The sequence below is a fragment of the Brunnivagina elsteri CCALA 953 genome, assembly GCF_002289455.1.
In the GTDB taxonomy this organism is placed as follows: domain Bacteria; phylum Cyanobacteriota; class Cyanobacteriia; order Cyanobacteriales; family Nostocaceae; genus Brunnivagina; species Brunnivagina elsteri.
Genome location: NZ_NTFS01000179.1, coordinates 1 through 13,085, shown reverse-complemented (window position 1 = coordinate 13,085; position 13,085 = coordinate 1). Strand labels below are relative to the sequence as shown.

Genomic DNA, 13,085 nt, shown 5'->3' with positions numbered 1-13,085 from the left:
AAAACGCTCAAATCTAGCAAATACTTAGATTGGTCAAGTGACAATTTATATAGTAGTATTATTCGGTGCGATCGCAATTTTGAGATTGAATTTTCATGTATTACTTACTTAGTTCCCTGTAATTTTTCAAAATCTGGCAGAAACACCGACTTTGCGATCGCACCAATAATAATATTTCTTTTATCAGCTTGTGGGGATTTGGATTATTTTTTACAAAGATTTCTATCGTTTTGTTTGACATCTCGATTATTTTCAAGATAATCCTTGACTTTTGTGCAGCTTTGTTGAATTAAATTATCTAAATCGAGATTCCATACCATTATTCCGTCAGTTTCTCCCCCACTTACTAGGGTTTTGGTATCAGAACTAAATGCGATCGCATTAATTTGACTGGGATATCCGATGAGTGTTTTTAGGGAAGTTCCATCTGCAAGATTCCAGAGTTTGATTGTGTTATCTGCACTTGCTGATGCGAGAATTTGACTATCTGGGGTGAAATTTAAACTAGTAACTCCGTCAGAATGTTCTGTTAAGGTATTAATTAATTTACCGTTACTGACTTGCCAGATTTTGATACTGTTATCCCAACTTGCGGAGGCAAGGGTTTGATTGTCTGGGGAAAAAGCGATGGTGGAAATTAGACTTTTGTGTGCTGCGATCGTTCTTTGCAATATTCCATTTAAGTGCCAAATTTTGATGGTATTATCTGCGCTGGCTGTGGCGATATAATTACCATCTGAGGTGATGCTGATACTTGTAATTTCTTCGGTATGTCCGATTAATGTATGTAGGAGTTTTCCATCACTTAATTGCCATAGTTTTGCTGTTTTATCGCTGCTTCCTGTGGCAATTATTTGGTCATTGGGAGTGAAGTTAATGCTTGTAATTCTATCTTTGTGCCCAGTTAAATTTTTAATTAATTGATGAGTTTTTGCATTCCATAATTTAACTGTTTTGTCGGCACTTGCTGTTGCGATTATTTTGCCATCATGACTAAATTTTATAGCTGAGATAATGCTTTCATGCGCTTTGAATGATTTGACCTGTTGATTATTTTCCCAGAAGTTAACTGTTCCATCCCAACCAGCAGTGATAAAATCTTTGTTATTGGGATTAAAGTCAATGCTGTAAATTGTTTGATTTTGTTTTTTGATGTTTTTATTTAAGCTCCATTTATTTAAATTCCAAATTCTCACAGTTTTATCATCGCTACTTGAAACAATAATTTCACCATCATTACTAATTGCGACATCATTAATTTGTGAATTATGAGCTTTATACAGAACCATACATTTGAGTGAAATACATGAATTATCTGCGTTTATCTGCGTCCATCTGCGGTTTTTTTCAATATCATCTAAATCCCAAAATATAATCGAACCATCCGTACTACCTGAGACTAAGGTTTTACCATCATGACTAAGGTTGATATTGTTTACTTTATCACTATTAAAGCTTTGTAATTCTTTTCCATCGAGATTCCAAATTTTAATTTTAGAGTCACTACTAGCAGAAATAAGACTTTTACCGTTATGAGTAAATTGAATGCGTTTTATTCTATCTTTGTTTTCAGTAAAGGTTTTAATTAACTTCCCATCTTCAACTTTCCAAAGCTTAATTAAGTTATCTTCTCCACTTGATGCGATGAATTTCCCATCTGGGCTAAATGTAACTGTATTTACCCAACCGTTATGGGCATTAATAGTTTTTAAATTTTTAAATTTTGTCCCATCAACTTGCCATAATTTAATTGTTTTATCGCGACTTCCAGAAACTAAAATTTGACTATCTGGACTAAAAGCTAAATTGGTGACGAAATCATTATGTCCATAAAAAGTACGAACTAATTTCCCATCAATTGAATACAAATTTATGAATTTATCTGTATTCCCACTCGCAATAAACTTACCATCAGGACTAAAAATAACAGATGTAACCCTATTTTGATAATTTTTAGAGCTAGTAATATTAGTAATATTTGGATTAGTACTATTTAAAGTAGTAATTAACTTCCCTGCACGATTCCAAATTTTCACAGTTCCATCATCACTAGCAGAAGCAATTAAGCGACTATCTGGACTAATACTGACTGCATTTACCTTGTCGGTATGTTCCTGTAAACGGTTGATTTCTTGGGTTTGTAATATTGCCTGTTGAAGAGTTGCAGCAGTAGTAATTTGAATATCTTTACTAGGTGAAAAAAACCGTTTTAATTGCTTCCCAGCTTTAATACTCGCAACCAAACCTTCAAGTTGTTGATGAGAACTTAAAAAAGCTGTTGAAGATGCATTTAAAGCATTAATTTCCCTAATTTGGGCAGTGCGATTTTGAAAATAAGCAAACCCACCAAAACCAGTTGCAGCAATACCCAAAACACTAATTACAGCCAGTGCAATTTGGGTTTGTCGGAGACGTTGCTTCTGCTGATTTTCCTGACGCAGACGTTCATCTAAACAAGCTGCAATAAACTCCTGAATATCAACTGATAACTCATCAGTATATTTTACATAGATTTCCTCAGCTTCACCCAAACGTACACCTTGTAACAAAAAATCAGCTTGTTGGTGATGCAGTTTCCATAAATTTGCTGATTGTTCAATTTGACGTTGCGATCGCAATCTAATTCTATTCTCTTCTAACCACCATTTTAATGTTGTCCAGTGCCGAATTAAGATTTCGTGAACGACTTCGATTGTGACATGGGAACTAGGTAATGAAGTAATAGAATTTTCGATATTTCCCTTCCCAATACCTGCTAATTCTTCCTCATCCAAATTCATCACAATCAACTTTGCCGCAGTTAATGCTTGTAATGTTCTCTCAACCAAAGCAGGAGGATATTTTTTTACTGCCAAATCTGACTTTAAAACCCGTCTTCTGGTATCTTCCGTACCTTCCCCCAACTGAGTCAAAGAGAGAAAAATCCACTTTGCACAATCTTTGGCGGCATTATCCAAGTTACCATAAACAATGTCTGCTCTTTTTTCCAAAGCTCCAGCAATACCACCTAAATGCTGCTGATATGAGAATAAAGTTAACTCCCCATTCTCTCGCAATTCCCACAACTGTTCCAGCACAAACTCCAACAAAGGCAAATCACCTACAGAATGATTTAATTCCTGTAACAAAACCTCCACTAAACCCGTTTGTACCTGCAACCCCACTTGTTCAGCAGGTTGAATAATTACACTACGATAATCATCTTGATTTAATCTTGGTGGTACTAAAACACTATTGGTTTGTAATAAATTTGCTAAAGCTGGATTTTCCAAACAAGGTGCGATAAAGTCAGCACGTAGAGTCATGACTAATTTAAACTTATCCCCAGCATACCGCAACGCACCCAAAAGCAATTCTAAAAAACCCTCTCTCTCCACTTCCGAAGTCAGGGTAAATAACTCCTCAAATTGATCTACCACCAACATTACCATTGGTTCTGGACGACTTCGCAACCAATAAACGAAACCTTCAACCCCTTCATAAAGTAAACCCTCAACAACCAAAGGAGATTGCTCCGAAACCCTAGTATTCCCCAACTTCCTGGCTAAAACCTGTAACGGATGCACACCAGGACGTATAGTCTTAATTAACCACTTATCGCTACCAGCTAACTGCTTCCCCAAACGCAACTGAGAAACTAATCCAGCTTGAACAACCGATGATTTCCCACTACCAGAAGCACCAATAACCGCAAGATGGGAAGCAGTAGTCATATGATTAATTAGACTTTGAGTTAACCCTTCCCTGCCATAAAAATATTGTGCATCAGCTTCACTAAACGACTTCAAACCCAAATAGGGACAAATTCCCAAATCCAAAATTGTTTTGCGAGATTTTCCCCCAGTCATCCCTGGAACAACCTCAATCACTCCATGACTTCCAGAAAGCCAAACATGTATTGGAAGCCTTCCTGCTAAACTAACTTGTAACTGCGTAATCCAACCTGCTGCTGATAACCCCACAACTGGAGAAGCAGATTCCAACGTCTCAATCAGTGCTTCAATAAAAATTTCAGATTCATTTGCTACCGCTTGTGCTGCGATTATACAGATACCATTTTCCCTACTACCCTGTAAATCCTCAATCCATTCCTGTAAATTTAATTTATCCTCACCATAACAATCCAAAATAATAACTTGCTGAGAAACCTTTGAACCACGTAACATCTGCCTCAAGCGATCGCGACTCAAAAAAACATCATCAGCGATAACCAACCCAGCATCCTCCAACCTTCCCCGCACATATAATAGAGCAGTTGTAGCTTCATTCCCCAACCCCAAAGCAACCTGAATGCGATCGCGAATATTTGTAGTATCTGAATTACGCAAATAATCGAGTTCAAACCCACACATACCCCGAAAAATCTTACTCAACCTCAGGGTATTTTGATTATTACTCATCCCATCAATAACCAATCCAAATCGGGATGAACTTTCAGCTTCCGTGAGCGAAATATTTCCTAATACAACCTCCCCCACTCCTTCCACAATTCTTTTAGGAGTTTGCAGAGGATATTCACTAAATAAATTATCATCCCCCTTCCCCCTTCTTTGCTGATTAATCAACCGTAATTGCTGATTAGTTTTATCTATATATTGTAGAGTTTGATGATAAACATACCGATAAAGTCCATCAGCAGTAATTATTCCCTGAGCATCAGCAGCTTCCCCCCCCAAACCCCGCATTAAATAGTATGTAAACACACCATGTCCCAACTCCGGAAATTCCCAAGATTGTTGATTTGTATCGCAGGAAAGTAATGCATAAAACCCTTTACTTGCAGATGCAGCATTTTGCAACACCTGAACCATTTGCTGCGTCGGATTTAATTGCCCTCGTAACGTCATTCCCCCACTATGACAAGCATCCAACCAAACCAATTGCTGACATGCTTTACAGTTACTTAAAAGTTGTAATAATTCAGATAAAGGAAGAGAAGTATTGATTAAATCATCAATTTGAGTATCCCGCAAACAGAGATACGGCTGTGAAGAATGCTCCCGTAATATTCCATGTCCAGAAAAATAAAATAAAATTGTATCTTCCGCTTTTGCCGTTGTTGTAATTCGTTCTAAACTAGTGCGAACCATTAATAAACTAGGTAAATCAGTGGTAAAATCATTACAAGTTATTACTTCCCGTTGCGGAAATTGCTGCGTTGCCTTACTTAAAGCCTCACTTAATCCCTGGCAATCCAAAGCTGGATATTGCAGGCTAAGTAATCCCTGGTCTTGGTATTGATTAACACCGACTAAGAGCAACCATAACTTTGGAGTTGATATCCCTTGATTTAATTCTTTATTTCTAATAACAGCACGGGGCATTTTTTTATTCGGTTTTAATCGTTAATAAGTACTTATAAGTTTGTTTTTATTATTTTATGCAACATTTACGAAATTAAATTTTCCCCATAACATAAGATATTACAGCAGTTTTACATTACACTCCGCACCTTTGCGTCTCTGCGCGAGATAAAATTAACAAATATTTCCCCCTAAAAACCAATCATGCAAGAATCAAACTCTGAATTAAACCAAAACATCCTAACCCCCCTAGCAACCCTACTAGCCATTATTATCGCTTTCATAGTTAACATTTGGTCAAACATCTTTCCTTTAGGGGGAGATAATATCGGGAAAATATCTAACACCATCTTTAAAGACGTTTTAATTATTCCTGCTAACTATGCCTTTGCAATTTGGGGATTAATTTATCTCAGTTTATTTGCTTATGGAATATTTCAACTACTACCAGGACAACGCAATAACTTAAACCTACGAAAATCAGGTATTTTCTTAATCATAGCTTGTATAGCTCAAAGCATTTGGGTTTACTTATTTTTAACACGTATGTTCTTAGCTTCCATCATCGCAATGCTATTCATCTTAATTCCCCTAATTGGCATATTTCTCCAACTCAGAAAACCCGAAAATCCCACATCCCAAAACTTTAGAAGATTTGCCCAAACACCTATTAGTATCTACTTAGGTTGGATTAGCGTTGCTACCATCGTTAACGTTGCCTGTGGACTATATTCCATCGGTTGGACAGGTACAGCAACATTATCAGCTATTGTCATGATAGCCATTGCCAGCGCGATCGCATTCCTCATTACTTACCGCTTCCAGGATACAACATATACCTGGGTGACAGTATGGGCATTAATCGCGATCGCAATTAAACATTCTAGTAACACAGCCTTATTTCTGAGTGCGATCGTCTGTACAATTATTCTAAGTGTGATAATTCTCACCCAAACCTTTAACAAAACTATTCGTAATTCATGATATCAATTTACACACGCAGAGACGCGGAGACGCAGAGAGAATAAAATAAATGCTTGTATTATTTTATATTCTTCTCCCCGCCTCTGCGCCTCTGCGTGATAAAAAATATACCATATACTTCACTTACCTAAAAATGTCTGATTCAACATCAAAAATACTCCTCCAACCCGGTACTCTATGGAATCGTGTACAAACAACAACAGAAAAAGCCCTTGCATCTGGTGCATTACTATCAATTCCCACAAAATGCGAAATCATCGAACAAGACGGAATCAAGTTCCTAGTAAGGGTATTATCTAACCTGGTACAGAAAGACGAATCAACAAAGCAGCAAAAACAGAAAAAAGACTTCAACCCCTTTCTTCCCTACGAACAAGATTTATGGGTTGCAGATATTTCCCAAACCCATATCTGTATATTAAATAAATTCAACGTCGTCGATAACCACTTACTCATCATTACCCGTGAATTTGAACAACAAGATTCCTTACTAACACCCCAAGACTTTACAGCAATGTGGGCTTGTTTAGCAGATATTGATGGGTTAGTTTTTTACAACGGGGGGAAAATTGCTGGAGCCAGTCAAAAACACAAACATTTACAAATCATTCCCCTACCGTTAAATAATACCGGAGTCAAATTACCGATTCAACCCCTATTAACATCCGCAAAATTTTCTAACTCCATCGGAATTATCCCTGGATTCCCATTCCGACATGCATTTATACACCTTCATCCCGATTCCGAAAACCCTGGAATCATCACTTGGGAACATTACCATAAATTACTCCAAGCTACGCAAATGAAAAATGGTATAAATTACAACCTACTCATTACCAGAGAATGGATGTTAATCATACCGCGATCGCACGAATGTTTCGAGACAATTTCTATCAACTCCTTAGGATTCGCAGGTACTTTCCTAGTTCGCAACACCCAACAACTACAGCGTATACGAGAATATCAACCAATCAACATCCTCAAAAACGTCGCCATCGCCTTATCTTAACCCCTTCTCCGCGCCTCTGCGCCTCCGCGTGAGATAATTCCCCCAACAAACACTTGACCAAAAAAGATATTCATAGTACATTTGCACCATAGGTAATCGAGGGGCAAAAGAATGAAGCTATCGAGACTTAACTTAGGTAGTGTAATTGCAGTAGCGCACACAGAAGGTCACTTACAGTTATTATTAAATCGAGGTGACGAACTGGAACTATTAGAGATACCAGCACCAGAAGCAGCATTTGAGGGATTACGACAACTCAACGAAATGGTTGCAGATTCCAGCGAAGCGATCGCAATGCTACCAGTTAACTCATCAATGGCAAATGCGATTGGATATGACTCAAGCGATCGCATCCTCCAAGTAGAATTTTGTAATGGTGCTACCTACCAATATGCAGGGGTTGAACCGGAAATTTGGCAGGAGTTACACGAAACAAACTCCATCGGTAGATATTTCAACAATCAAATTCGGGGTAATTATGATTCTAACTGTATCGACGAGGATGATTGCTACAGTTAATTAATTACCTCTGAAAAACGTTCCTGGTTGCTCTGGCTAATTGCTTAAACTGCGATTAGCCATTTTTTGCTATTCTATGTAAGTTCATATTTGTAGCGTCAGTCAGCTTTTCCCACGGTGGTAAAACAGATGAAGTTATTTTATTGCCTGGGTTCAAACTATGCTAGGCTTCTCACGAACAATATACAGAAGCTATCCTGGAGAAAGCAGATGTCACACTTACGCAATACGAGCAAGGTTAACGCTAACTTACTGAGTGGAATTAAAGCATGATATTACTCGGTTCGTTGGTTCGTTCCCAAATTAATACTTTGGGGATAGGGAAGGTAATTGATATCTCTGATACCGAGGCAACTATTGAGTATTTTTGCTCAATTGGACAAAGGATTGAAAAAACTTTACCTTTGGCAAACCTATCTCGGTTTAAACTGGAACGTCAAACTCGGTGTTATATTTTCCTCGAAAGTCAAGAAACCTGGATTATTGGTAGAATTTACCAATGGGATGAGGACATTGATAAATATCAAGTGGACTTACCTGATAAAAAGACGATCGCAGTTAGTGAGCAGAAAGTCTATGTGCGTTGTAGTTTACCCCAAACTGAACCCATTGAAACTTTAGCAATGAAGGGGCAAGAAACACCCTATTTCCACGATAGACGCTTTGCTTTTGTGAAATCGATGATTTTGCAACGTGCTGTCAGTCGCGGGATGACTGGATTAATTTCTGCTAACATTAAATTGTTTCCCCATCAAGTCGAAGTTGTCAGACGGGTACTTGAAGACCCAATTCAACGTTATTTATTAGCAGATGAAGTAGGCTTAGGGAAAACTATAGAAGCTGGTGCGATTCTGCGTCAATACCTTTTGGATGAACCGACTGGATATGGGGTTGTAATAGTTCCCCAGCATTTACTAGCGCAGTGGAGAACGGAATTAGAGAATAAGTTTTATATTTCCCATTTTCCGAAACGGGTTGGAGTGCTTGCGATTGAGGATATCAAAAAAATTAACCCAAAGGTGAAAATTGGTTTGCTAATTTTGGATGAAGCACACCATATTGCCGCAATGGGAACCTCCAAAGATGGGGAAAAACTCAAGCTGTTCCAGACTTATAAAGATTTAGCCCATAAATGCGATCGCTTACTTTTACTTTCGGCAAATCCTGTTCTCAACCACGAGCGAGATTTCCTGACGATGTTGCATTTGCTCGATCCGACAACTTATCAACTCCACGATTTAGCAAGTTTCCGAGATAAGGTACTAAAACGTCAAGATGTTGGTAGGTTGCTGCTGTCGTTTAGGGAAGATGCCACTGCTGATGTCCTCAAGGCTAATTTACAACAACTTCGTCAGTTGTTTGCAGAAGATACACATTTAATGGAATTAGTTGAGGAGTTGGAAAATAAGCAACCGACACAGATTGATGAGATAGTGATAATTGTTAGAGCTATTCGCATCCATATTAGCGATACCTACAGACTTCATCGTCGAATGCTTCGCAACCGTCGCGCTTCCGTAGAAGATGTAATTTTTGAGCGCAATATTATACCAAAAGCTGAATATGACTTGGATGAGCGCAGTTATGACGTTCACGAAATCATTGAGACATGGCGGAATAAAGCACCTGATGAGTCAAAATATCATCAAATATTTCTATTCTTATTCCGTGCTTCTGGTACTTGGTTGGGTATTTTAGAACAGGTAATTAAAGCACGTGTTTCCGGTATATCCTCTGCGGGATTAATTCAGGAATTTGGTGCAGAATCCGACAAAATTCTGACTCAAACCCCAAAATTTACTAACGAAGACGAGATTTTACAAAATTTATTGCGAGTCATCCAGCAACCTTCAGAAGATGGTGACAGACTCGAATTATTGAAGACAGTTATACTCCATCATCTCTGTGAACCCCTCAAACTCCAATCTTTGAAAGCAAACATTCCTAAATTATTGACAGAGGTACAAAGACGGTTATTAAGACCAATTCCGGGAGATAGTTTACCAAAAATTATTGTATTTACCAGTTTCGCACAATCTTGTACCGAAATAGTCAATTTATTCACAGAATCTTTGGGAAAGAATGCGATTACAAGTAATCAAGTTCGGCAAACTCGTTCTCAAGTAGAAGAGAACTTAAATCGATTTAAAAAAGACCCTAATTGCTTTATTCTAGTTTGTGATTCCTCCGGGGAAGAAGGTTTAAACTTACAATTTGCCGATTATACAATCCATTTTGATATTCCTTGGTTTCCTAATCGTCTGGAACAAAGAATTGGCAGAGTAGACAGAATTGGTCGTCCATTAAAGGTTGAATTTACGGTATTTGCTGGCGTTGATTTACCTGAAAGTCTCCACGATGCTTGGTATAGCCTATTAAAAGAAGGATTGAATATTTTCCAGCAATCAATCGCTGGTTTCCAGTTTTATGTTGATGAAAAGCTGCCAGTATTCGCAAGCATTTTGTTTAAATCAGGAGCAAAAGGGCTATTAGAAAACATCAAAGTAATTCAACAAGAAATAATTGAGCAGCAAGTCAAGATTAGCGAACAAAATGCCCTCGATGAAATTGATGCTCTTGATGATAGTTCTGCCCAATATTTCCAAAAATTAGACGATTATGATGGGAAGCATCAAGAAATACAGCGTGTCACCGAAGATTGGATTTGCGATGCCTTACATTTCAAACATTTTAGTAACCCCAATATTTCTGGAGCAAAGCGTTATCAACCAACCGAAAAAACCTTAATTCCAGCAGATGATTTAAGAAATAACTTTGCAGGTGTTTTGGAAGAATTTGGGACATTTAATCGTAGTATTGCCAATCAGCAACCTGGGGTTAAACTTTACCGTATTGGTGAAGAACTTGTAGAGTCACTATCAACTTACATCAATTGGGACGATAGGGGTAAAACCTTCGCTGTGTGGAGAGTTGATGAAAATTGGGATCCTGCCAAAGGTAAAGAATGGTATGGTTTTCGATTTAACTATGTTGTCCAGGCAAATATAGATAAATACAAAAAAGATGCTAAAAATTCCAAATTTTTACAAAGACGGGTAGATGGTTTATTTCCTCCAATCGTTCAAAGTATCTTTATCGATGCGCGATGCAACCCAATGCGTGCAGTTACCAATGAAGCAATCTTAAATATCTTGCAACTTCATTATAAACATAAAGGGGGAAACAATCGAGATTACAACTTAGCAAAAAGTCGTTTATCTTTGATTGACGAATTTATCGTACCAGGCAAATGGCAAGAACTGTGCGATCGCGCTGGTAAAATGTCTTTAAAATTACTGACTCAACAGCCATATTTTCGAGAATTGTGCGACAAAAGTACCATTTATGCCGGACAAAAGTTAGATAGAAGATTAGATCAATTACGATTGCGTCTGAATCGACTCCAAAAACAAGGACAACAAGTAAATGCACTACTTGAGCAAGAACTAAATAACGAAACAGAATTAAACAAAGTCATTATCGAAGGGATTCGCAACCCTTCCATTAAACTTGATTCCGTTGGCTTTATTATCCTTTCTGGACGACATCCAATTCACACTGAAGATGATTAATTAATTACCTATTCTCAAAATACAGGAATACGGAGAGACGTAACAGGTGTTATATCTACAGTTTTTTCTAGGTATTTGATGCATCACATGAAATGCGATATTGCACCAATTTTATCTGTGAAAATTAATGTAGAGACGTAGCACTGCCACATCTCTACAAAGATTCTGGACAATACATATTTAATATGACAAATTATCCAGAATATCCCTCTTTCAATACTCGATCTAACAACTCTCTAGCAGGTTGTGCTTTAACCAAAGCTGTTTGATGATCGCTATAAGCACGAACAAGACGAGAAAGACTACTCACACCAGTTTTGAGTTGATCGAGTTCTTCCCCCCCAACAAGCTCCCCATCGAGCATTCGTCCAATCAAAGGTTTAATATCACCTACTTCCTGTCGAACTTTTTGTAACTTTTCTACCGTACTTAATAAAGCCTTAAGTGAATTTAAAATATCATCAATATCCTGCACATTCTCCACAGGTTGCGAAGAATCTTTAATTGTCACCGTATCTTCCATATCATCAACCGTAGATAATTCAGTTGTTGGTGTATCAATTTTCATCCCATTTGTCTTTGTCATCAACCCGTACTCAATAAATTTTCCTTAGTCTACCGTCTAATTGCCCATCCCCAGCAAATTACCAAAAAGCTATGAGGTGCTATTCCCCTTAGAAAATTGGGTATCCTAACTCTAGACATGTCTATGGCAATATTAGGAGAACCGTAGAAAATGAAAGCTATTTGGAAACCAAAGATTGCAATTCCTACTATTTTACCTGCAATAATTGCTTTGACTTTACCATCAATTGCGATCGCAGATGACCCAGGTACTTGTTTTATGGTGACATCATCTGGTAGAACTATTAATCTAGGTAAATTATGTGGAGTCACTGCACCAAATAGCGGTTTTTTTCGTGTACCAATCAAACGTCGTAGCGGAAAAACTCCAGTAATCGATGTCACTTTTAATGGAAGTCAAGTTTTTGAAATGATTCTTGATACAGGAGCGAGCGGTAGTTTAATTACCCAAGAAATGTCAAGAAGCTTGAATATCAAGCCTTCTGGAACAATTAATGCCAGTATTGCTGACGGTAGCGAAGTAAAATTTAAGACAGGAGTCGTCTCCTCAATTGCGGTTAGTGGTGCAGTTGTGAATAATGTTGAAGTTGCGATCGCGCCAAAAGCTGATATAGGATTATTAGGTCATGATTTTTTTGAAAACTACGATGTGAAGATTTTAGAAAAACAAATTGAATTCAATCGACGTTAATATTCACAATTTCAAATTTTCACTGAAGCTGTGAAAAAGATTGCGATCGCGAATTGCACCACCATTAATTTTGTCCCCCAACACATTATTAATTAAAACATTCGTATCTAAACGCGATCGCTCTGTTCCCAGGGTATTATCTGGGGTAATTTGCGCTGCTGCGGGAAATATTGGTGCAAACGTAAATAATAAAAAACCACCTATTAACAACTTTCCCAGTGAGTTTTCAGCCTGATTCATCGCTTAACCCCTATTCCTCTGGTAATGATTATGAAATTTTGTTATTAACCTTACATTTAGCAGTATTTTTGCTGATAATCAACTAATACAGCAACATAAGGTTGATAAGCTGTTCCGCATTTAAATCATAATAATCCAAATTATTATAATTATTGTGGGGTGGGCATCCCTGCCTGCCCCAC

Annotated in this window: 9 protein-coding genes; 6 read left to right on the top strand and 3 right to left on the bottom strand. The window is 37.7% G+C overall.

What is annotated here, in order from left to right; translation table 11 throughout:
* On the top strand, positions 1 to 261 hold a 261-nt coding region (locus CK510_RS32805), incomplete at its 5' end, for a hypothetical protein (RefSeq protein WP_211293207.1).
* Here CK510_RS32805 and CK510_RS16200 read toward each other — a convergent pair.
* Positions 204 to 5,324 carry an nSTAND1 domain-containing NTPase gene (locus tag CK510_RS16200; protein ID WP_095722688.1) on the bottom strand — a complete coding sequence of 1,707 codons (5,121 nt, stop codon included), beginning with the start codon at positions 5,322 to 5,324 and terminating at the stop codon, positions 204 to 206. The two genes, CK510_RS32805 and CK510_RS16200, sit on opposite strands and share 58 nt — an antisense overlap.
* Before the next feature lie 183 nt (positions 5,325 to 5,507).
* Here CK510_RS16200 and CK510_RS16195 point away from each other — a divergent pair, with 183 nt between their 5' ends.
* From CK510_RS16195 to dpdE, 4 genes are all read left to right on the top strand, one after another.
* Entirely contained in the window at positions 5,508 to 6,287 is a 780-nt protein-coding gene (locus tag CK510_RS16195) for a TspO-related membrane protein (protein WP_095722687.1), read from the top strand.
* 133 nt (positions 6,288 to 6,420) lie between these two features.
* Complete coding sequence (locus CK510_RS16190; RefSeq protein ID WP_095722686.1) at positions 6,421 to 7,296, top strand: ATP adenylyltransferase family protein; 876 nt, start codon at positions 6,421 to 6,423, stop codon at positions 7,294 to 7,296.
* Positions 7,297 to 7,407: 111 nt separating this feature from the next.
* Complete coding sequence (locus CK510_RS16185; protein WP_095722685.1) at positions 7,408 to 7,815, top strand: KTSC domain-containing protein; 408 nt, start codon at positions 7,408 to 7,410, stop codon at positions 7,813 to 7,815.
* 269 nt (positions 7,816 to 8,084) lie between these two features.
* Positions 8,085 to 11,387 (top strand): protein DpdE, encoded by a 3,303-nt coding sequence (gene dpdE / locus CK510_RS16180; RefSeq protein ID WP_095722684.1) that lies wholly within the window; start codon positions 8,085 to 8,087, stop codon positions 11,385 to 11,387.
* Between the two features lie 193 nt (positions 11,388 to 11,580).
* Here dpdE and CK510_RS16175 read toward each other — a convergent pair whose 3' ends face one another.
* Positions 11,581 to 11,973 carry a hypothetical protein gene (locus CK510_RS16175; RefSeq protein WP_095722683.1) on the bottom strand — a complete coding sequence of 131 codons (393 nt, stop codon included), beginning with the start codon at positions 11,971 to 11,973 and terminating at the stop codon, positions 11,581 to 11,583.
* 150 nt (positions 11,974 to 12,123) lie between these two features.
* Between CK510_RS16175 and CK510_RS16170 the strand changes: the two genes are divergently transcribed.
* Positions 12,124 to 12,663: a retropepsin-like aspartic protease family protein gene (locus tag CK510_RS16170; protein WP_095722682.1), complete on the top strand. Its 540-nt coding sequence runs from the start codon at positions 12,124 to 12,126 to the stop codon at positions 12,661 to 12,663.
* A 3-nt stretch (positions 12,664 to 12,666) separates the two neighbouring features.
* On the opposite strand, the gene CK510_RS16165 is transcribed toward CK510_RS16170, so the two are convergent.
* A complete protein-coding gene (locus CK510_RS16165) occupies positions 12,667 to 12,903 on the bottom strand; it encodes a hypothetical protein (protein ID WP_095722681.1) in 237 nt (78 codons plus the stop codon).
* Positions 12,904 to 13,085: the final 182 nt, after the last annotated feature.

What these genes read in the sequence shown, in the direction of transcription:
- CK510_RS16200 (WP_095722688.1), bottom strand. Translation starts at nt 5,324, where the DNA reads ATGCCCCGTGCTGTTATTAGAAATAAAGAATTAAATCAAGGGATATCA.
- CK510_RS16170 (WP_095722682.1), top strand. Translation starts at nt 12,124, where the DNA reads ATGAAAGCTATTTGGAAACCAAAGATTGCAATTCCTACTATTTTACCT.
- CK510_RS16165 (WP_095722681.1), bottom strand. Translation starts at nt 12,903, where the DNA reads ATGAATCAGGCTGAAAACTCACTGGGAAAGTTGTTAATAGGTGGTTTT.
- dpdE (WP_095722684.1), top strand. Translation starts at nt 8,085, where the DNA reads ATGATATTACTCGGTTCGTTGGTTCGTTCCCAAATTAATACTTTGGGG.
- CK510_RS16185 (WP_095722685.1), top strand. Translation starts at nt 7,408, where the DNA reads ATGAAGCTATCGAGACTTAACTTAGGTAGTGTAATTGCAGTAGCGCAC.
- CK510_RS16175 (WP_095722683.1), bottom strand. Translation starts at nt 11,973, where the DNA reads ATGACAAAGACAAATGGGATGAAAATTGATACACCAACAACTGAATTA.
- CK510_RS16195 (WP_095722687.1), top strand. Translation starts at nt 5,508, where the DNA reads ATGCAAGAATCAAACTCTGAATTAAACCAAAACATCCTAACCCCCCTA.
- CK510_RS16190 (WP_095722686.1), top strand. Translation starts at nt 6,421, where the DNA reads ATGTCTGATTCAACATCAAAAATACTCCTCCAACCCGGTACTCTATGG.